17 protein-coding genes and 1 pseudogene (1 of these 18 running past the window's edge) are annotated in these 19,814 nt (G+C 58.0%); 6 read left to right on the top strand and 12 right to left on the bottom strand.

The genetic code is table 11. From position 1 onward, the window contains the following. Positions 1–233: 233 nt before the first annotated feature. Positions 234–1,029, bottom strand: a pseudogene (gene modA, locus QE408_RS21335) (molybdate ABC transporter substrate-binding protein). A gap of 219 nt (positions 1,030–1,248) precedes the next feature. Here modA and QE408_RS21330 point away from each other — a divergent pair. From QE408_RS21330 to QE408_RS21320, 3 genes are all read left to right on the top strand, one after another. Next, the gene (locus QE408_RS21330) at positions 1,249–2,178 is read left to right on the top strand and encodes a winged helix-turn-helix domain-containing protein (protein WP_130976812.1); all 930 of its coding nucleotides are present in this window, start codon (positions 1,249–1,251) and stop codon (positions 2,176–2,178) included. After that, the gene (locus QE408_RS21325; RefSeq protein WP_130976811.1) at positions 2,171–3,289 is read left to right on the top strand and encodes a hypothetical protein; all 1,119 of its coding nucleotides are present in this window, start codon (positions 2,171–2,173) and stop codon (positions 3,287–3,289) included. Before QE408_RS21330 ends, QE408_RS21325 begins: the two co-directional genes overlap by 8 nt. Before the next feature lie 90 nt (positions 3,290–3,379). Continuing rightward, complete coding sequence (locus QE408_RS21320) at positions 3,380–3,643, top strand: hypothetical protein (protein WP_306934474.1); 264 nt, start codon at positions 3,380–3,382, stop codon at positions 3,641–3,643. Here QE408_RS21320 and QE408_RS21315 read toward each other — a convergent pair. Continuing rightward, positions 3,640–3,879, bottom strand: coding sequence for a hypothetical protein (locus QE408_RS21315; RefSeq protein ID WP_205654271.1), 240 nt, complete (start codon positions 3,877–3,879; stop codon positions 3,640–3,642). The genes QE408_RS21320 and QE408_RS21315 overlap by 4 nt on opposite strands. Positions 3,880–4,136: 257 nt before the next feature. Next, on the bottom strand, positions 4,137–5,420 hold the full coding sequence (locus QE408_RS21310; protein WP_306934473.1) for an NAD(P)/FAD-dependent oxidoreductase: 1,284 nt from the start codon (positions 5,418–5,420) through the stop codon (positions 4,137–4,139). A gap of 284 nt (positions 5,421–5,704) precedes the next feature. Between QE408_RS21310 and QE408_RS21305 the strand changes: the two genes are divergently transcribed. Further along, entirely contained in the window at positions 5,705–5,941 is a 237-nt protein-coding gene (locus tag QE408_RS21305) for an Lrp/AsnC family transcriptional regulator (protein ID WP_062424823.1), read from the top strand. 549 nt (positions 5,942–6,490) lie between these two features. Here QE408_RS21305 and QE408_RS21300 read toward each other — a convergent pair. From QE408_RS21300 to epmA, 3 genes are all read right to left on the bottom strand, one after another. After that, entirely contained in the window at positions 6,491–6,682 is a 192-nt protein-coding gene (locus QE408_RS21300; protein ID WP_130976808.1) for a hypothetical protein, read from the bottom strand. A gap of 387 nt (positions 6,683–7,069) precedes the next feature. Further along, positions 7,070–8,122, bottom strand: a complete 1,053-nt coding sequence (locus tag QE408_RS21295) for a lysine-2,3-aminomutase-like protein (protein ID WP_306934472.1) — start codon at positions 8,120–8,122, stop codon at positions 7,070–7,072. Then, positions 8,119–9,183, bottom strand: a complete 1,065-nt coding sequence (epmA, locus tag QE408_RS21290; RefSeq protein ID WP_306934471.1) for an EF-P lysine aminoacylase EpmA — start codon at positions 9,181–9,183, stop codon at positions 8,119–8,121. The genes QE408_RS21295 and epmA overlap by 4 nt, the downstream gene beginning before the upstream one ends. A 248-nt stretch (positions 9,184–9,431) precedes the next feature. Between epmA and efp the strand changes: the two genes are divergently transcribed. Further along, positions 9,432–10,001: an elongation factor P gene (gene efp, locus QE408_RS21285; RefSeq protein ID WP_306934470.1), complete on the top strand. Its 570-nt coding sequence runs from the start codon at positions 9,432–9,434 to the stop codon at positions 9,999–10,001. A gap of 138 nt (positions 10,002–10,139) precedes the next feature. Here the strand turns inward: efp and QE408_RS21280 are convergent, their stop codons facing one another. Further along, the gene (locus QE408_RS21280) at positions 10,140–11,330 is read right to left on the bottom strand and encodes a serine hydrolase domain-containing protein (protein ID WP_130976804.1); all 1,191 of its coding nucleotides are present in this window, start codon (positions 11,328–11,330) and stop codon (positions 10,140–10,142) included. Between the two features lie 152 nt (positions 11,331–11,482). On the opposite strand from QE408_RS21280, the gene QE408_RS21275 reads away from it, so the two are divergent. Beyond that, positions 11,483–12,667, top strand: coding sequence for an AraC family transcriptional regulator (locus QE408_RS21275; protein WP_306934469.1), 1,185 nt, complete (start codon positions 11,483–11,485; stop codon positions 12,665–12,667). A gap of 151 nt (positions 12,668–12,818) precedes the next feature. Here the strand turns inward: QE408_RS21275 and QE408_RS21270 are convergent, their stop codons facing one another. From QE408_RS21270 to QE408_RS21250, 5 genes are all read right to left on the bottom strand, one after another. Then, complete coding sequence (locus tag QE408_RS21270) at positions 12,819–14,270, bottom strand: efflux transporter outer membrane subunit (RefSeq protein ID WP_130976803.1); 1,452 nt, start codon at positions 14,268–14,270, stop codon at positions 12,819–12,821. Positions 14,271–14,415: 145 nt separating this feature from the next. After that, on the bottom strand, positions 14,416–17,502 hold the full coding sequence (locus QE408_RS21265) for an efflux RND transporter permease subunit (protein ID WP_306934468.1): 3,087 nt from the start codon (positions 17,500–17,502) through the stop codon (positions 14,416–14,418). 58 nt (positions 17,503–17,560) lie between these two features. After that, the gene (locus QE408_RS21260) at positions 17,561–18,760 is read right to left on the bottom strand and encodes an efflux RND transporter periplasmic adaptor subunit (protein WP_306934467.1); all 1,200 of its coding nucleotides are present in this window, start codon (positions 18,758–18,760) and stop codon (positions 17,561–17,563) included. A gap of 188 nt (positions 18,761–18,948) precedes the next feature. Continuing rightward, positions 18,949–19,608 carry a TetR family transcriptional regulator gene (locus QE408_RS21255; RefSeq protein ID WP_306934466.1) on the bottom strand — a complete coding sequence of 220 codons (660 nt, stop codon included), beginning with the start codon at positions 19,606–19,608 and terminating at the stop codon, positions 18,949–18,951. Positions 19,609–19,610: 2 nt separating this feature from the next. After that, positions 19,611–19,814, bottom strand: the end of a protein-coding gene (locus QE408_RS21250; protein WP_306934465.1) for a phosphoribosylaminoimidazolesuccinocarboxamide synthase. It continues 747 nt past the right edge of the window; the window shows 204 of its 951 coding nt (coding positions 748–951); its start codon lies beyond the right edge, outside the window; it ends in the stop codon at positions 19,611–19,613.

Below are 19,814 nucleotides of genomic sequence, written 5' to 3'. Positions count from 1 at the left end.
TAAGCGCCGGGGTGTGCAAAACCACCCCGAGTTTAGCCACACCGGCGCTTCCGATCTCACCGCATATCGTTCTCGCAAACCGCTCAACACTTTTGCGCGATTTGCTTTAAGGATTTGTTCTGATGCCTTTTCGTGAGCGAAGCCGGACAGAGTTCTTACGCAAACGCGATCAGAGACTGCGCGATGATGCGGCTTTGAAGCCTGTTGCGCTGTTTCAAATCTGCGCCTTTGCCTTACTTCAGAACCGTAAAGCCTTGCGCCTCGAAGAAGGGCGCTGCCTTGGCCGATTTCAGAAAATCCAGATAGGCGGCCCGCGGCCGGGCTTTTGGCATCCTTCAGCGTTGCGACGGGATAGATGATCGGCGGATGCGAATCTTCCGGAAAGGTGCCGACGATCTTCACGCCGGGATCAGCCGCCGCATCCGTCTGATAGACGATGCCATAGGGCGCTTCCCCGCGCGAGACCAGAAGCAGCGCCGCCCGCACACTTTCCGCCCCCGCCACCTTGTCGGAAACGGCGGACCAGACGCCAAGCTTCTCCAGCGCCGCCTTGCCATATTTGCCCGCCGGCACGGAATCCACCGCCCCCATGGCAAGCTTGCCGTTGCCCACGAGAGCCGAAAGATCAAACCCCGGCTTGATTTCCACCGGCTTCGCGCTTGCCGCAGGCGCAACCAGAACGAGGCGGTTGCCCAGAAGATTGCTCCGCGTGTCTTGCCTGATCAGCCCCTTGCCTGCCAGATAATCCATCCAGGCCAGATCCGCCGAAATGAAAACATCCGCCGGCGCACCCGCCTCCACCTGCTTCGCCAGCGCCGAACTCGCCGCATAGGACACCACCACCTCATGGCCGCTCTCCTTGGCAAATTCGGCATTGGCCGCATCCAGCGCATTCTTCATGCTGGCCGCAGCAAAGACAGTGACCTTCTCGGCGGCGAGCGCCGGTGAGGAAAGCAAAGGTGCCGCAAGGCACGCGGCGGCGATGGCCAATGCTGCGGTTTTCAGGATGATGCGGCGGTGGAATGTCATGGATCGGCCCCTCAAGCGAGATATCTGGTTGGATATATCGGTGGTAATGGATGAGGGTTATGTTTGCAAGGATATAGCGAATGTTACGAATAGAGCATCGACTGGCAGCTTTATCAGCTAAGGAAAGACGTGGACGAATTTTAATCTAGTTGACTTCCCGCACAGGTACCTTAAAATGCATTATTAATAATATTCAACTAAAAGATGTGAGGGTGGGAAGTGAGTTCCTATCTGCTGATTGCAGAACAGGTCTTACGTGCGGCTCGCCGTCCTTTGTCTGCGCGTGCGATTTTAGATAGAGCATACGCTCTCGAAATTGCACCGTTTCACTTGTATGGCAAAACGCAACATAAAACGCTTCAGGCGCGACTGAGTGAAGATATCCTTCAGCGTCGCGACCACAGTCTCTTCTTTCGGACGAAGCCCGGGCAGTTTTTTCTCCGCGAATTTTTGACCGACGTATCGATCCCCGCAGAGTACCGACAGCCAATAGTCGCTAGAAGGCGCACACGAGACCTGTTCCTCGGACCAGCACTGTCTGTAAGCTACAGTTATGCTGCGAAAATACTGAGAGACGGCCAATTTGCAAAAGCCGATCTTGTGGAAAAGATAGCTAACTCGGGCTGCTATCAATATATTGATCCCAAAAAGAAAAAGGAGGACGATGTACTTCTTTGGGCTGTGTCAGCTCTAACTCGTTCCGGAAAAATGCTTTCTTATCGTGCTGGGAGGTACAGGGACGATCGCGATCAATTTGCACATAAGAGATCGATAGCTTTTTCGACCTTGGTCTCGGAGACCAACCACACGCTTTTCGACACACAAAGCCTGGGAATTCCTGATAGTGCACTATTTGCTGCGGCAATCGATTTAGATATCCCATTGCCGGAGGCATTCTCTTCCGGGCCGAAATTCGATCATCTTGTTCGGTTTTTAGCTTGGCAACTGGAATCAGAGGCAACGAAGAGTTTACTGGCTTTTGTTGAGGTCCGCGCTCCTGACTGGTTCGAGCCTACAGTGTCGCGACTATCGTTGAACGATCTGTGTTGGCTCGATATGAGCGTACCTCCCAACAATTGGGACGATTTCGATCCTCCGTCGCAAACCATTTTGTCGTACTACTTCCCGCGAGCCACACTGCATGGCTGATCGCCGCAGGAGAATGCTAAACTCCATACAGGCAAATTATCTCAAGTCCGAAATTGAAAGCGGATCTGTCACCAAGAGCAAGCATGCGCTTCAAAATCTTTGCAAAATGTGTAGGTCGGGTGCTGCTCTACAGCATCAAGATCGCATCGGTATGGAGATCGCGATCTTGGGAGTTCTCAGTTCCGCCGCTTCCGATGAAAAGATCAGGCGGTGGGCGCTGTCTGCCTTAGCGTATGTCGGCAGGAAAGAGGTCAGCCGTAACGCTGTCTTGCGGGCGATCGCCGATTATCCTGATGAACCGCAAGTATTAGCAGCCGCGATTGCAACTTTGTTTAAGTTTGATGGCAGTGAGGCCCAAAATATCATATCCCATCAAGGCGCGTGTACTGACGAGATAATAGCGCTATCCGCTTTACAGACAACTGATCCTAAACAGCTTGATTTATCGCACCTTAAAATCAACATTGAGACCGCTGAACCTGTCCCGTTGAAGCTGGCATTGCTTCTCGTTGGTCTGGACCGATCGCCGGAAAACATATTTGATCCCCGGTATTCGAATGCCGAAATTGTGAGAGTTTTAGGCAGCCACCATGAGCCAATCGTCTCTCAATACTCTGTGTGGGCGGCTGCGGAGCACCCGCATCTAAGCGCCGCCAATATAGGAGTTGACGTTAAGGATCTTAGCGCCCATCAGCCTAACGTGCGTTCCTATGTCTACCGGTTATTTGCAGAGGAGAATACGCATTCGTCACAACGTCATGAGGTTATCGTTCAAGGAAGCAAGGATGACAATGTGGAGGCGAGGTTGGGTCTCGCTATTGGGCTGCGAGATAGTTTCTACGACGGTCTAGAGACCGTGACAATAGATTGGTTCCATGAAGAAGATGATCTGGAAATCGGCGCCAACGTTTTGGACCACTTTATAGCTCACGCTGACAAAGTGCCCTCTTATCAGAAGATTGCGCTAGAGCATTATGACTTCGCTACCAGTGACCTAAAAAAAGGGCACGCATGGAGGCAGCGGCGGCAGGAACCAAGATTTATAGCGATTTCAAACGTAGATCGATTGAGCAAGAGGCCGGTTTATTCGGCTGGATGGGAGGAAATGTGACTAATAATCATTTCATCAACAACGCGTACTGTGCAGGGAGCCATTTCTCAGTCTGGAGAAGCTGTGCATCATGGCCAAATGCAGTCAGCAATGACACATGGTCAAATCCAAGAAGCACGTAATCTTTTGGATGGTGTAGTAGCGGAGATAGACGCTGCACCGCTTTCAGCTGAGGTGAAAGACGAGATCAGGCACGCGGTCAGTCACGCTAAAGGGCAAACCGACAAAGACACGCTTGGCAGTGTCGTTTCTGTGCTGGAAAAAGCGGAAAGTGGGCTAAAGGCTGTGAGCGGAATGGCTGACTACGCGATGAGGATAGGTACGCTAATCGTTGGCCTGTCTATCTTTCTCTAAGCAGGGCTCTTCGAAAAGGTAATGTCGATGAGGGCGAAGTCTCGTTCTTCGCCTTTTTCGACGTCGATCGCTTTCATAAACCACTGCTCGTCGGGGTGCCAGCTGGTCTTTCCAAACCAAATTTTTATCGGCACAGCAGTTCTAACAGAGGTTTCTCCCCGCCAGTTTCTATATACGAACTGTAGCTGTTTCACAGGATTGCCCAACATTTCATTTTCTAAAACATCGACCGTCATATAAATTCCATTGTCAGCTTGGTGTGGCGAAAGTTCGATGGTTAACGAGAATGGCAGAGGTCAACTTTCCAACCATACTACAGACGTTTGGTTACTAAAGAAGAAATTCGTGATTTTCCTATTTATTTCACGTACTTATCATGATTTCAAAGCTATTTTATCGTGGATTCGCCTTTAGTTGGTGCTCTATGGTGGTCTGAAACTGACGGCCAAGTACACCCCGCTGGCGCGTCCGATTTTTAACCTGATGCGAAATCCTAAAACCGCTCCCCCGCAAAATGCGCCACCTGCGCACCGGCCTCATAATAGGCCTCCTTCAGCGCCCGAAAACTCTGCGCCTTCGGCTCTGAGACAGGCAGCGGCAGGTCGCTTTCGCTGATGTCTCCGGCCACATGGGCGGCCAGTGTTTTGCCGAAGGTGGTGCCCGGCGCGATGCCGCGGCCGTTGTAGCCGCAGAAGCCGATGACGTTTTTGGCGAAGCGGTGGAAGCGGGGGACGGCGTTGTCGGTCATGCCGATCTGGCCGTACCATTCGCATTCGAACTCCACATCGCCAAGCTGCGGGAAGAGGCGTTTGAGAGAGCGTTTTGCCCAGGCGCGGTGGACGCTTGCCCCCGTGTTGCGCAGTGCGCCCACACTGCCGAAGACGAGGCGGCCGGCCTTGTCCATGCGGAAGGAGGAGAGGATTTCCTTGGTGTCCCAGCAGCCCTCGCGGCCGGGCAGGACAGACTTGGCGAGATTATCGCCGAGCGGGCGGGTGGCGAAGTTGAAATAGGGGAGGTAAACCTGCTCCTCGCGGATGATCTTCCACGGGCCCTGGCTATAGGCTTCCGTTGCCACGATGATCCAGCCTGCCGAGACGGAGCCGCGATCGGTGCGCACCGTCCAGCCTTCGCCATTCGCTTCCGTCGCATGCACCGGGCTTGCCGTGTGGATGATGGCGCCTGCCTTCAGTGCGGCGTTGGCCAGTCCGCGCACATAGGCAAGCGGCTGGAGCGTTCCGGCGCGTTCATCCAGAAGCGCGCCAGTGTATCCGCTCGTGCCGACCCGCCTTGCGGTTTCCTCGGCGCTCAAGATCCTAACCGGCGCGCCGCGGGCGGCCCACTGGTCGCAGCGCTCGCGAATTTCGGTCAGCCCCGCTTCGCCGACGGCGCAATGCAGCGTGCCGTTCTTTTCCAGCTCGCAGGCAATCTCGTGTTTCTCGATGATCTCGCGCACCAGGAAGGGCGCGTTGCCCAGAAGGTCCAGCAGGCGGTCGCCATAGACCGGGCCCAGCACATTGGGCAGTTGCTTCGGCATCACCCACATGCCGCCATTGATGAGGCCGACATTGCGGCCAGCGCCACCAAAGCCGATCTCCTTGCCTTCCAGCACGATACATTTGATGCCGCGCTCTGCCAGATGAAGGGCGGCGGAAAGGCCGGTGAAGCCACCGCCGACGATCACCACATCCGTCGTCACATCCCCTTCCAGCGCGCTGGTTTGCGGCGGCGGCGGAGCGGTCTTTTCCCAAAGGCCATGCGAGCGGGGATCGTTATACATCGGGGGCATCCACAATCATGAGGCAGCGTTGCCGGACAGGCGGTTGGGCGCGTTGAAGCGCCCTTCGGCAAAACTCTATCGCGGCGCTTCACCGCTGACCATCGACATATCGTCATCAATTCATGCAGGGCGGGAATAGCAGGGTGAGCAGGCTCAACGGGATCCGTGCGATGTGAAAGGCTTGAAAGAGCGTGCGGCCTCGGCCAATAGTGGCGCATCCATGCGTCGGCGGCCGTTTGCCGCTCGCAGCGCTCATATCAGCCTTTCGGCGAGGAAGACCAGTCATGAAGCCCATCTTCGTTCAGCTCCAATGCGCACCCGGCAAGACCTATGAGGTGGCGGACGCCATCTACAAGACCGAACTGGTTTCGGAGCTTTATTCTACCAGCGGCGAATATGACCTGCTGTTGAAGATCTATCTGGAGCCGGAGCATGATGTGGGCAAATTCATCAATGACAATATCGTCAATATTCCGGGCATCGTGCGCTCGCTGACGACGCTGACGTTTACGGCGTTCTGAGAAGGGGTTGGCTTGTCGGAAGCCTCTGGATGCCCGTGAAGCCTTGAGGGAGAGGAGAGCTTCAATATTCATCCCTCATTCCTGTTCCCCGGATCAAGTCCGAGGATGTCACAGGAATCCAGCCAGACCAAGTCCTTAGTCTAAAAAGAAGTTCCCTCGCCGCGCAGACACGCGGCGGCTAGATTCCTGTGACATCCTCGGACTTGATCCGGGGAACAGGAATGAGGGGTGGACGAGAAGGCGAAAACCTCTCGGTCGTCATCCTCGGGCTTGACCCGAGGATCCACCACCCCACCCGTAAACGTTTGAAAACGTGGATCCTCGGGTCAGGCCGGAGGATGACGGGGAGGAGAGGTTGAACCTCACCACAGCCTCGTGCGGAGGTGGACGTCTCGCGGTTTGTGATGGAGGAAATGGCCGAAGAGCTTATTCGGCGTCGTATGCTGTGGCTGAAAAAGACTGGCTGAAAATCAAAAGGCGATGCCGGGTTAAACGGGCATCGCCTTTATCGTTTTTGAAATGGGGTGTCGTAACAGACTGAGGATGGGCTCAAACCAGCGCTGCCACGTTACGATTGCGCACGAGGTTGCGAATGGCGGCGCGCACGTCTTCGGCGCTGTCGAAGCGTTGCTCGTCCAGATCGTGGACGTGGAACTTGACCGCGATGAACTTCAGCCGGTTGTTGTCCGGAACGACGATGCCGACAGGTTCGCCAGCGAATTCGATAACTTGCTTTTGCATACTACATACTCCCGCTGTGGCTTGATCACACAGCATAAATGTCGAATTGAATTTCAGGATTTGGGGGACTTAAAAAGTCACCACATTCGACAGCAGCGGGAACACATGGATTTGTGCCCGGCATTCGAGATCCGATGACCTAGGATCGCGGCAATGCGCGTATATTTCGACATGACACTCTCCTTTGCTCGTGTTGACCCGGAATACCGGAGAATCACTCTCCAGTTGAATCACTGATATCCCGGATTTGCCTCGGAATCAATGATTATCAATATAGGTAGAATATTTTTCTTTATGATGACAGGACGGGGGCGGAAATGTGAAATTTTTGTTTATCCGGCTTGGTTGCGTCAAAGCGCCGGAACTGCCGAAGATCTCGTGCCTGTCTTAATTTGCCGATGGCGGGTAGAGGTGATCGTTCCCGTTGAAATCGGAGACGGCGTAACAACCCTCGGCCTGTTTCGTTGCCGCATTCTGACCGATGACGGCTTTTCCGTGGCCGCCTGGAATATCCAGCACGTAAGTGGGCTGGCAAAGACCCGACACATGGCCGCGCAGGGCCGACACGATCCGTTGGCCTTCGTCGATGCCAAGCCGAAAGTGGCTGGTGCCGGGGGCGAGATCGGGGTGATGCAGGTAATAGGGCTTGATGCGGTTTTCGACGAAGCTGCGCATCAGCTCCGCCAGCACCGCCGGGTCGTCATTGATGCCCTTCAGCAGCACGGTCTGGCTAACCATGGCAATGCCGGCATCCACCAGCCTCGCGCAGGCGGCCTTCGCCTCATCCGTCATCTCCCGTGGGTGGTTGGCGTGCAGCGCCACATAGGTCGTTTTGCCGCTGGCTTTCAGCGCTGCAATCAGATCGGCATCGATTTTCTGCGGATCGACCACCGGCACGCGGGTGTGGAAGCGCACGATCTTCACATGCGGGATCGCGCTCAAGCCCTCCATGATCGTCAAGAGACGGCGGGGTGAGAGGACCAGCGGATCGCCGCCGGTGAGGATGACTTCCCAGATCTGCGGGCGGGAGCGGATATAGTCGAAGGCGACGGAGAGCTCATCCGGGCTCATCATGCCATTGCCCTGCGGGCCAACCATTTCGCGGCGGAAGCAGAAGCGGCAATAGACCGGGCAGACATGCACGGCCTTCAGCAGCACCCGGTCGGGATAGCGATGGACGACGCCGGGTACAGGGCTATGCGCCTCATCGCCGATTGGATCGGCGCGTTCCTCGTTCGTCTGATAGAGCTCCGCCTCATCCGGGATGAATTGCAGGCCGATTGGATCTTGAGGATCGGCGGGATCGATCAGCTTGGCCACCGTCGGCGTCAGCGCCACGGCATAACGTTCCGCCACCGGGCGCACGCGCTCCAGCGCGGCCTGGTCGATCAAGCCGGCCTCGTAGAGATCGTCCGGCGATTTCAGCGCGCGTGTTGTCATGATCCATAGGCCGCGACGGGCGCCCACATCACGAGGTCTATTCTCGGCGCGCCGGTTGCCAGCATCACAAGCCGGTCGAAACCAAGCGCGATACCGCTGGCTGGCGGCATGATGGTGAGCGCTGCCAGAAGCTCTTCATCGATCGGGTAGGTCTCGCCATAGATGCGGCTCTTTTCCTGCATCTCGATCTCGAAGCGGCGGCGCTGCTCGTCGGCATCGGTCAACTCGCCAAAGGCGTTGGCAAGCTCCACGCCGCAGGCATAAAGCTCGAAGCGTTCCGCCACGCGACCATCGCGCGGCGAGCGCCGGGCAAGGGCAGCCTCGCTGACCGGATATTCATCAAGGATCGTGGCGCGACCGAAACCGATTTCCGGCTCGACCTTCTCGACGATGATGCGGCTGAAGATATCGGCCCAGCTATCATCCTCTGCCGTGCGGATGCCCGCGCTTTTGGCGAGTTGCGCCAGATGATCGCGGTCGTTCTCGCCACTGGCCGAGACCGTCGCCAGTAGGTCGATTGATGCATAGCGCTGGAAGGCCTCGGCGACGCTGAGCCGCTCGGGCGCGAGAAACGGGTCCATCTCGCCGCCGCGATAGGCAAAGCGTTTGGTCTTCGTCGTCTCGGCAGCGAGCGCCAGAAGATCGGCGCTGTCGGCCATCAGGCTCTCATAGGTCTCGCCCGCGCGGTACCATTCCAGCATGGTGAATTCCGGATGGTGCAGCGGCCCGCGCTCGCGGTTGCGATAGACATGGGCGAAGCAGGCAATGCGCGTCTCGCCCGCGGCCAGCAGCTTCTTGCAGGCAAATTCCGGCGATGTGTGCAGGTAAAGAGGCGCGTTCTCGCCGCTCGTCGTAATACCGGTGGTGGCGAAGGCGTGCAGATGCGCTTCGTTTCCGGGCGAAATCTGCAAGGTGGCGGTATCGACCTCGATGAAATCGCGATCGGCAAAGAAGGAGCGGAAGGCGCGCTGGATGGCATTGCGGCCCATCAGGAAGGGACGGCGATCCATATGGACGTCCGGCTGCCACCAGGATGAGGTTTTCTCTGCGCGCGTGCTCATCTGCCCGTCTGTCCGCTGTCTCTTTTGACCAGGGCGTGTCTCAACGCCTGCTAATCCGCTGGTTGAATGTCCGTTTCGGCGACACCCGTTTGAAAACCATATGACAGTTTTCGCTTCGCGTGTCTGAAAGGCTGGCAATTCTCCCGGAATTAAGGTAGTTGCGCCCCAGAAAACAGACAAAACGTCCATCGGGTCAGTGCAGCCGCGCCGTCCTTACGACGCATTTCATTGAGTTACAAGGAAATCATATGGTCAAGGTTATCGCCTCATCCGTCCGCAAGGGCAATGTTCTCGAAGTCGAGGGCAAGCTCTATGTCGTTCTCACGGCCAATAACTTCCACCCCGGCAAGGGCACGCCCGTGACCCAGGTGGACATGCGCCGCATCGTCGACGGCGTGAAGGTATCCGAGCGCTGGCGCACGACCGAGCAGGTCGAACGCGCTTTCGTCGAAGACCTGAACTTCCAGTTCCTCTATGAGGATGGCGAAGGCTTCCACTTCATGAACCCGGAAAACTACGACCAGGTGGTCGTCGATGCCGAAACCATTGGCGACCAGAAGGCCTATCTCCAGGAAGGCATGACCTGCGTCCTCTCCATCCACGAAGGCATTCCGCTCGCCATCGAGCTGCCGCGCCACGTGACGCTGGAAATTGTCGAGACCGAGCCGGTCGTCAAGGGCCAGACGGCATCGTCCTCCTACAAGCCCGCGATCCTCTCCAACGGCATCCGCACCATGGTCCCGCCGCATATCGACGCTGGCATCCGCGTCGTCATCGCCACGGAAGACAACTCCTACGTCGAGCGCGCCAAGAACTAAGCGCGAGCAGGTGTTTGCGATTGAGAAGCCTCGGAGCGATCCGGGGCTTTTTTGTTGTGCGGCACGCGTTTTCCGCGGCAAGCGCCACTTCAGCGGATGGCGTCGGACAAGAGATTATGCGCCCGACGCCGGGCCGGTTCAGCCAGCGTTGACGAGGGTGTCGTAGACGGCAGTTTCCATCTCCAGGAAACCGCCGACGGATGCGGGGTCGGCGAAGGGGAATATCTGTGTCGCCCAGAATCCCCCGATACCGTTCTTACGGTCGATCCAGTAGTAAAGGTTGGCCAGTCCAGCCCAGGCAAGAGAACCTGCGGGGCGTCCGGTTGGGGCATCTTCGTCATTGATCATAAAGGTCAAACCCCAGCTTTTGGGCATGCCAGGGAAGAACTCCGCGTAGTTCGACAGTGACGGGATGACACCTGGCAGGCCTTTGATTTTCATCTCGCCGAGACCGTTGCGCGCCGCCATTGCCACCGTCTCCGGCTTGAGTACGCGACCGTTTCGACCATCACCGTCGTTGAGCCACATGCGGATGAATTTGGCGTAATCGAGTGCGGTGGAATGAAGGCCGTGGCCGCCCATATGCACTTGCGGGTCCTGATCGAGCATGAAGTCATCAAGCGGTTTCAGATGGCCCGTTTCGTCGCGCTGGTGCATGGTGACATAACGCTCTCGCATAGAGGGCGTCATGGTGAAGGCAGTGTCGTTCATTTCAAGACGGTCGAAAACACCTTCCTTCATCAACTGCCCCAGGCGCTTGCCCGTGATGCCTTCGCACACCTGCCCGGCCCAGTCGATGTTGGTGCCGTATTCCCAGTCGGTGCCAGGATCGAACAGCATCGGGGTTTTCAGCGAGGCGTGCGACGCCGTGATCACACTCGGCTGACCATGCTCCTGAGCCAGACGATTATAGGTCTCGTTGAAGAAGTCGTAGGCGAAACCACCTTGATGCAAGAGCAATTGGCGGGTGGTGACATCCGAGCGGGGCGCACGCAGGATGGGGTTGTGCTCTGCGTCGAAGCCTTCGATCACCTGCAACTCGCCGATGGCGGGGGCGTATTCCCTTGCAGGCGCGTCGAGATCCAGCTGACCGCTTTCCACAAGCTGCAAGCAGACCGTACCGGTAATGGCCTTCGTGGTGGAAAAGATGGCGCAGACACTGTCCGGCGTCATGTCAGTGTCTCCTCCCAACCGGCGCTTACCGGCCGCACCTTCATAGATCGTTCCGCTCCTGTCGGTTACGGTGGCGGCAACGCCTGGAACGCCCGGCGTGGAGTCGACGGCCTTTTGTAAAACGCCGTCGAGAATGGATTTCAGTTGATCAGCCATATGAGTTCTCCTCCTCCTCATCCGCGTCCACTCGTGACACGGTCCAGCCAAGCGTAATCCCTATCGCTTGGCCGCAATGTCGGATTTCAGCAGATCCTATCGGAAATCGGCAGATTTGCTGTCCTGCCTATCAGGGCTCGTCCGGCGGGTGGATGGGTCTGATCAACCCTTCCGGCGAAATGGGCGTAGCAGGCAAGGGAATGATTGAGGCAGTCGCTAAAGCCTATCGCGATGTTTCAAACTCGCGTTCCACGCTTTCGTTCTTTGTTTTATCGTATATCCTTATTGTCAAACCGCTGAACACTTTGCGCGATATGCTTTGGGAGGAGCTGATGCTGGAAAGTGCTTTACTCTATGACGCCCAGGGGCGGCCGATCAGGCAGGAACACAAGGTCGCCTCGCATGATTGGGACGAGATCAAGGATTGGTCCAAACGCGTCTACATGCCTTATGAGGTGTCGCCTATCGGTGCGGCCAGCAGCCCTGATTCGACGATGCGCTCGGCCAAGGTGGGGCGAATAACCATGACCCGTTTCGCCTATGGCATCCCAGTCAACATCAAGGATTGGGACATGGACTCTGGCAATGCCGTGGTGCTGACGACGGTGGGCGGCAAGGCGCGGCACCGGACGGTGGGGCACGAGGCGGTCGAAACGGGCTATGGCGAGAGCTTCGTCGTGGATTGCTCACGGACCGATTACTACGTCGATTTCAACCCCGACCACCTCCAGGTCAATCTGACCATCCCTCATGCCGTGCTCGAACAGGTTTGTTTCGACACATTCGGGCATATCCCCGACAACAGGCTCTGGCAGTTCAAGACCGGCTTGGGCGGGCGCAATTCGAGTTGGATGGCGCTCATGGAATATGTGGCCCGCAGCATTGCCGAAGCGCCCGACAGAATTGCCCGCAGCCACATCGGGCGGCATCTGGAGCAGATGGTCTGCCTGCACCTGCTGAACGAATGGGCCAACCGCGCGGGATATGACTTGGACAATCCAGTGAATACCCTGGCGCCCGGTGTGGTTCGCCGAGCCGAAGAGTTCATGGCTGAACATGCGCGCGGCGATCTGCCTGCCATGCCCGAAGTCGCGCGCGCCGCAGGTGTCAGTTTGCGCGGCCTCACCGACGCGTTCCAGCGGTTTCGCGGTTACACACCCAGCCAGTTCCTGCGCGAACAGAGATTGCAAGGCGTGAGGCAGGCGCTTCTGCAATGCGGTACTGGCCTAAACGTCAGCAGCATCGCTGCCGACTATGGCTATATCCATATGGGAGAGTTTGCGAAGGCCTATCGCAAACGTTTCGGGGAGCTGCCTTCCGAAACACTCAAACGGTGATTTCTGAGGGGAATCGCTTTTCGGAAAGCATAAGGCGCGGATCAAAGAAGATAGAGCGTCCTTTGTGCGCCCAATAGGACGCTAGGCGCTCTAAACAAAAATCCCGCAGCCGAGGCCGCGGGATCTCAAAAGCACCGGAATGGTGAAGCTCTTACATGCCCTTCGGCACGTTGGACGCAACCTTGACGGCTGCGACCGAGTTCGGTGATCCGACGGCATAGCCGCCGCCGAGCGCGACGCTGAGTGCGACGTAATCCTGTGCAGCCTGCTGAACGGCGGTTGCCAGGTTGGCTTGCGCGTCGGAGACGTTGCGCTGGGCGTCGAGAACGTCGAGCAGCGAGGATGCGCCGTCGCGGTAGCTGGCGGTCGCGAGCGAGAGGGCTTCCTTGTAGGAATCAACCGTCTTGCGATAGGCGTTGACCGTCTGCTGGTCGCGGTTGAGCGCCGTCAGAGCGTTTTCGACTTCTTCCACGGCGTTCAGCACTGTGGACTTCCAGGCGAGGTACTGTTCGCGGGCAACCGACTTCTGGATGTCGACGCCCGCACGCAGCGCGCCACCGTCGAGGATCGGCAAGGTGATGGTCGGACCGAAGCCCCAGCCATTCGAGGTACCGCGTGCGCCGCCGCTGATGCGGGTGTAGCTCGGGGTGATCGAACCGCTGAGCGTAATGCTCGGGAAGAGCTGCGCTTCGGCAACGCCGATATTGGCAACGGCTGCGGCCAGCTGACGCTCGGCGGCGCGGATATCCGGACGGTTGCGGATGAGGTCGGCAGGGATGCCGGTGCGCGGAATGGCGCGCGCGACAGGCTGGCGTGCGCCGCGCTGCAACTCGACCACCAGCGAATCAGCCGGCATGCCGAGAAGGGTGGCGATGCGGTGGGCTGCACGGCGGTAATTGGTTTCAAGCGTCGGCATCTGCGCCAGCGTCGAGTTGACCAGACCTTCGGACTGGACGACATCGAGACGCGAAGCAGCACCGGCTTCCAGCTGCAGCTTGGTCAGATCCAGCGTCTCGCGGCGAGACCCGAGGTTCTGGCGGGCAATCGCCAGACGTTCCTGATAGTAGCGCACGTCGATATAGGCAGACGCTACGGAAGAGATCAGCGTCAGGCGCTGAACGTCAGCCGTTGCGTAGGCTGCATCGAGCGACGCGGCAGCGCTTTCCTTTTCGCGGCGGTAGCGACCGAAGAGGTCCAGCAGCCAGGACACGTTGAAGGCGTTGCTGGTGGTGTTGGACGTTCTGTTGCCGGAAGAGGAGGGGAGGCTGCCGCCGCTACCCTGCGTCTCATGGCGGAAGGTCGAGCCAAGCTGCGGCAGCGAACCTGCGCCGGCGACCGTGATGTTCGATTCGGCCTGGTTGATACGCTCGATGGCCTGCAGAACGGTGAGGTTCTGCGACAGGCCGGTCGAGACATAACCGTTCAGGCGGCTATCATTGAATGCTGTCCACCATGCGACCGTGGCAATGTCGCCATTGCTGGTCTTGCTGCCTTCGGAGAACTTGGCTGGCAATTGGGTTTCCGGCGCCTTGTGGTCAGGGCCGACGACGCAGCCTGAAAGCAGGAGCAGCGTCAGAGGAATGGTCGCACGAAGTGACAGCATATGGTTATCCCGGTTTGTGTAGCGCACTGGGCGCTCCTCAGTGGAAGCGAGCGTCGCGTTGCCGTGTGCCGAAGGAGGGGCAGCTTTCGAATCTGCCATACTTCTATCAGCCTCGATTTGCATTGCTAGCATATTTCAACGGTTGTTAACGTTTAGAAAGCCGCCTGATGATCACGAAGAAGGACGGTACGAAGAAAATTCCGAGCAGTGTTGCAGAAAGCATACCACCCAATACCCCAATACCGATCGCATTCTGCGCCGCAGAGCCTGCACCGCTTGCAATGGCGAGTGGCACGACGCCCAGAATGAAGGCGAGCGATGTCATGATAATGGGGCGAAGGCGCAGTTTTGCCGCTTCCAGCGTGGCATCGAGCAAGCTCAATCCATGTTCCTGCCTCTCCTTTGCAAACTCCACGATAAGGATGGCGTTCTTGGCTGCCAGACCGATCGTGGTCAGCAGACCCACCTTGAAATAGACGTCGTTGGACTGGCCGAAGACATGCGCGGCGGTGACCGCACCCAGCACGCCCACCGGCACGGCCAGAATGACCGAGAAGGGGATCGACCAGCTTTCGTAAAGAGCCGCAAGGCAGAGGAAGACGATCAGGACCGAGAGCGCATAGAGCATCGGCGCCTGCGAGCCGGACAGCCGTTCCTGATAGGAAATGCCCTGCCAGGCCACGGTGTAGCCACCGGGCAAGCTGGCGGTCAGCCGCTCCATCTCGTTCATCGCATCACCGGAGGCAACGCCTGGGCCAGCGGCACCATCGAGCGAAATGGCGCTGGTGCCGTTGAAGCGCGCAAGGGTCGGTGCGGCATTCTCCCAGCTGATCGTGCTGAAGGAGGAGAAGGGCACCATCTCGCCGCTGGTATTGCGGGCATACCAGTGCTTCAGATCGTCCGGCTGCATGCGGTAAGGTGCGTCACCTTGCACATAGACCGGTTTCAATTCGCCATTCAGCGTGAAGTCGTTGACATCGCGACCGGCAAAGATGGTCGACAGCATCAGGTTCACCGAGGCAAGGTCGACGCCCATGGCGCCCATCTTCTCCTTGTCGAGATTGATCTTCATCTGCGATTCGGCATCGCGGCTGTTGGAGCGCAGCGAGCTGATATTCGGATTGCTGCTGGCGAGCTGGATCAGTTCCTTCGAGGCGTTGGTCAGTGCTGCGGTGCCGTTGCGGCCGCTATCCACCAGATACATGGAAAAGCCGCTGGAGGTGCCGAGGCCCTGGATCGCGGGGGGAAGAAGCGGGAAGACCTGCGCATCACGGAACGAAAGGAACGTGCCCATGGCGCGCTGCACGATGGCCGCGGCATGTGCTTCCGGTGCTGTGCGTTCGGAGAAGTCCTTCAGCTTGGTGAAGACCATGGCGTTGTTCTGGCCGGAGCCGCCGAAGCTGAAGCCGAGAACGCCGAAGACGGATTCGACATTGGCGGCTTCCTTCTCACGGAAGTAGCTTTCCACCTGCTTCACCACCTCGTTGGTGCGCTCTGTCGTGGCGCCTGTCGGCAGCTGCACGATGGTCAAGAGCACGCCCTGGTCTTCCTGCGGCAGGAAGGAGCTTGGAAGGCGGGTGAAGAACCAGGCGCAACCGCCCAGCACGATGAGGAAGAGGATGGTGACGCGAACGGGACGCTTCAGCAGATGGCCGATGCTGCCGACATAGCCATCGGTCGTGCGGCCGAAATTGCGGTTGAACCAGGCCGCTGGGCCACGTTCCTTTTTCGCATGGACCGGCTTCAACAAGGTGGCGCAGAGCGCCGGTGTCAGCACGATGGCGACGACGGCGGAGAGCAGCATCGCCGAAACGATGGTGATGGAGAACTGGCGGTAGATGATACCGGTCGAGCCACCGAAGAAGGCCATGGGAATGAAGACGGCGGTCAAGACAAGCGCGATGCCGATGATCGCACCGGTGATTTCGCCCATCGACTTTTCCGTCGCCTCGACCGGGGAAAGACCTTCCTCCGACATGATGCGCTCGACGTTTTCGACCACGACGATCGCGTCATCCACCAGAAGACCGATGGCGAGCACCATGGCGAACATGGTGAGCGTGTTGATCGAGTAGCCGGTCAGCGCCAGGACACCGAAGGTGCCGAGCAGAACCACGGGCACGGCGATCATCGGAATGAAGGTGGCGCGCAGGTTTTGCAGGAAGACGAGCAGAACGACGAAGACGAGCACGATGGCTTCGATCAGCGTGTGGACGACCTTTTCGATCGAGAGCTTGACGAATGGCGTGGTGTCGTAAGGATATTCGATGACCACGCCTTCCGGCAGCGAGCCTGCGACGCTGGTCAGCGCGTCCTTGACGCGGGCTGCCGTATCCAGCGCGTTGGCGCCGGTCGCAAGGTTCACCGCGAAGCCGGCGGAGGGGCGACCGTTGGAGCGGGAATCGCCGCCATAGCTTTCCTGGCCGATTTCCACGCGGGCCACGTCGCTGAGGCGAACCGTGGCGCCGTCCTTTTCGACCTTCAGGATAATGGATTCGAAATCGGAAACGGTGGTCAACTGGCTCTGGGCCGTGACGGTGACGTTGAGCTGCTGACCCTTGACCGCGGGCTGCGCGCCGAGCGAACCGACCGAGACCTGGGTGTTCTGGCTCTCGATCGCGCTCGTCACATCGGCGGTCGTCAACTGATACTTGTTCAGCTTGTAGGGATCGAGCCAGACGCGCATGGCATATTCGGAGCCGAAGACGTTGATGCTGCCGACACCTTCCAGGCGCTTGATCTGGTCTTCGACGCGCGTTGAGAACACATCGCCGAGATTGGCGGAGGTGCGCTTGCCATCGGTGGAAATCAGCGCGCCGACCATCAGGATCGACGAGGTGGACCGGCTGACTTCGATGCCCTGCTGCTGCACCACATCGGGAAGCTGCGACTGAACGAGCTGGAGCTTGTTCTGCACCTGAACCTGGGCAATATCCGGCAGGATGCTGGTGCCGAAGGTGAGCGTGACAGTGGCGCTGCCGGTAGACGATGTCGACGTCATATAGGTGAGGTCATCGAGGCCGGTCATGCCGTCCTCGATGATCGTCGTCACCGATTTTTCCACGGTCTCCGCGCTCGCACCATTGTAAGAGGCACTGATGCGGACCGTCGTTGGCGCAATATCGGGATATTGCGAAATGGACAGGGTGAAGATCGCCAAGACGCCGCCAAGCATGATGACGATGGCAATGACCCAGGCAAAAACAGGGCGCTTGATAAAGAAATGAGCCATCTGGACTGCGCCTTATCTGAATTGAACAGTTGAACCGGACATGTAGGGCATGCCGGTCTTACTTGGCGGGCGCAGCAGGCTGAGCCTGCTTTTGCGGAACGACGATACCGCGATCGTCGATAGTGGCTTCGACAGGTGCGATGGTCGCGCCATCGGCAATCCATTGGAAGCCGTCGACGATCAGCTTGTCCCCGTCCTTGACGTTTTCCGTCACCAGCCAAGAATTGCCGGACTGGCGGCTGTTGGGGAAGGTGCGGGTCTCGACCTTGTTTTCCGCGCCAACGAATTTGGCCGTCAACTCGCCATTGGCGTTTCGCGTCGCTGCTCTCTGGGGAATAAGGAAGCCCTTCTCCTTGCCGATGGCAAGTGTGGCGCGCACATACATGCCCGGCAGAATGAGATCGTTCGGATTGTCGAACAGCGCGCGGATGGAAAAGGTGCCGGTCGTTTCGCTGACCGCCATGTCGGACATGTCGATCTTGCCGTCATGCTTATATTCGGTGCCGTCTTCCAGCGTCAGGTGAATGCCGGCCTTTTTCTCGCCGCTGCCGATGGTGCCGGCTGCTATCGCGTCACGAAGACGGAGCAGATTGGCGCTCGATTCAATCAGGTCGATATAGATGGGGTCGATGCGGCGAAGCGTCGTCAGCGCCGTCGTCTGGTTCGCCGTCACCACATTGCCGACGGTGACATTGGTGAAGGAGACGATGCCGTCGAATGGCGCACGGACCTTGGTGAGGTCGAGGTTGATCTGCGCCATTTCCAGGGCAGCGCGGGCCTGCGCCACATCGGCCTGCGCCTGGGCGAGCGTGGTTCTGGCATTTTCCAATTCAATCTGCGTTGCACCGCTGTTGACGAGGCGCTCGTAGCGCACGAAATTCGCCTGTGCCGCGGGAATGCTCGCTTCCGCCTTGGCAAGGGTCGCCTTGGCCTGGGCGACTTCTGCCCCATAGGTATCGTCTTCGATCTGATAAAGAACGGTGCCCTGCTTGACCTCGCTGCCTTCCTTATAGGGAATCTCGCGGATGATGCCTGACACACGCGGGCGGATATCGGCGCTCTGATAGGCGCTGGCACGACCCGGCAGCACCGTGGTCAGCGGATTTTCGCTTTCCTTCATGGTGATGACACTGACGGGAGAGGGCGGGCGCTTTGCCTGCTGGGCGCCGGCATTCTTGCCATCGCCGCTATCGCTGCAGCCCGAAAGGACGCCTGCCATGAGAACCGTTGCTAGAAGGGCTTGAAGGCGTCTGGTCATCAATTTTCTCATATTGGAGTATGAAGGAATAGGGCTGCGCTTGATCGATCTTTTAAAAAAACACGTCAGCCGCCCGGTCGTGGAGAGCGGCGCTTTCTTTCACTTCGTTCAAAGACCCGACTGACGCGACTATGACGCCAGATCAGGACAAGGGTAAAAATGCTGCAAGTGACGTAAATTTAAAATCGTCACTTTTCAAGGGCGTATTTCAGTGAACGATCAATCAGCATAACGACATCCTCGCATCGTGTTGCCAAAATGCCAATATCTTCGCGCGAAATCAGCAAAGGGTGCAGCACGCAGGAAAGGACGGTCAATGCGAGACCGGCTTCCTTAACGGGATCTGCATCGCGGTAGATCCCCTGATGGACGCCATCGCCGATGATGACGGCGAATTGCTGCGTCAGCACCTGCTGGTAATGCACGCCGCAGGAAAGCTCCCTCTTGGGCGTCTGTAAAAAGACGTCGATCATATAGGGGTTGTCGGTCAGGTCGTTGCGATGGTTCTGCATCAACGTGCGAACCAGCGTCAGCATCCGCTCCTGCGGGGTGTGGGTATTGTCAAGGAGATGCATCTTCTCTTTGAACACACCGATGCGTTGGAGCATGATGGCATCGACCAAGGCAATCTTGGAATGAAAATGCTTGAACACATTGGCAGGCGACATGCCGAGTGATGCGGCGATATCCGCAATCGCGACGGCGGAAAAACCCCGTTCACGGAACAGCCGGTCGGTCATCGCCAGAATATCGCGGCGGGTTTCCTCGCCGGAGCGCCGCGGGCGTGTGGCTTTCTTGACCAACGCCTCGCTGCTCTTTTTCGGATTGATATCGGCAACCTTGGTCACATTCAGGCTCCGGGAAAATAGGGCTCCAGATTCCGTCTCACTCTGTCAAGCGGTGATGCTTCCTCGTCATTGGGCTTGAAGGTCTGCCCGGTAATGCGCTCATAGGCTTCCATATAGACACGAGAGGTCTGCAGAACCAGCTCCTCCGGGATCTGCGGAATCTCATCCTTATAGGGATCGCAGCGCTCGGCAACCCAGGCGCGGAC

The sequence above is a fragment of the Agrobacterium larrymoorei genome (genome assembly GCF_030819275.1).
GTDB lineage: Bacteria > Pseudomonadota > Alphaproteobacteria > Rhizobiales > Rhizobiaceae > Agrobacterium > Agrobacterium larrymoorei_B.
This window is presented reverse-complemented; position numbering and strand designations above follow the sequence as displayed.

What these genes read in the sequence shown, in the direction of transcription:
- QE408_RS21325 (WP_130976811.1), top strand. Translation starts at nt 2,171, where the DNA reads ATGGCTGATCGCCGCAGGAGAATGCTAAACTCCATACAGGCAAATTAT.
- QE408_RS21320 (WP_306934474.1), top strand. Translation starts at nt 3,380, where the DNA reads ATGACACATGGTCAAATCCAAGAAGCACGTAATCTTTTGGATGGTGTA.
- QE408_RS21315 (WP_205654271.1), bottom strand. Translation starts at nt 3,879, where the DNA reads ATGACGGTCGATGTTTTAGAAAATGAAATGTTGGGCAATCCTGTGAAA.
- QE408_RS21310 (WP_306934473.1), bottom strand. Translation starts at nt 5,420, where the DNA reads ATGTATAACGATCCCCGCTCGCATGGCCTTTGGGAAAAGACCGCTCCG.
- QE408_RS21305 (WP_062424823.1), top strand. Translation starts at nt 5,705, where the DNA reads ATGAAGCCCATCTTCGTTCAGCTCCAATGCGCACCCGGCAAGACCTAT.
- QE408_RS21300 (WP_130976808.1), bottom strand. Translation starts at nt 6,682, where the DNA reads ATGCAAAAGCAAGTTATCGAATTCGCTGGCGAACCTGTCGGCATCGTC.
- QE408_RS21295 (WP_306934472.1), bottom strand. Translation starts at nt 8,122, where the DNA reads ATGACAACACGCGCGCTGAAATCGCCGGACGATCTCTACGAGGCCGGC.
- epmA (WP_306934471.1), bottom strand. Translation starts at nt 9,183, where the DNA reads ATGAGCACGCGCGCAGAGAAAACCTCATCCTGGTGGCAGCCGGACGTC.
- efp (WP_306934470.1), top strand. Translation starts at nt 9,432, where the DNA reads ATGGTCAAGGTTATCGCCTCATCCGTCCGCAAGGGCAATGTTCTCGAA.
- QE408_RS21280 (WP_130976804.1), bottom strand. Translation starts at nt 11,330, where the DNA reads ATGGCTGATCAACTGAAATCCATTCTCGACGGCGTTTTACAAAAGGCC.
- QE408_RS21275 (WP_306934469.1), top strand. Translation starts at nt 11,483, where the DNA reads ATGGGTCTGATCAACCCTTCCGGCGAAATGGGCGTAGCAGGCAAGGGA.
- QE408_RS21270 (WP_130976803.1), bottom strand. Translation starts at nt 14,270, where the DNA reads ATGCTGTCACTTCGTGCGACCATTCCTCTGACGCTGCTCCTGCTTTCA.
- QE408_RS21265 (WP_306934468.1), bottom strand. Translation starts at nt 17,502, where the DNA reads ATGGCTCATTTCTTTATCAAGCGCCCTGTTTTTGCCTGGGTCATTGCC.
- QE408_RS21260 (WP_306934467.1), bottom strand. Translation starts at nt 18,760, where the DNA reads ATGACCAGACGCCTTCAAGCCCTTCTAGCAACGGTTCTCATGGCAGGC.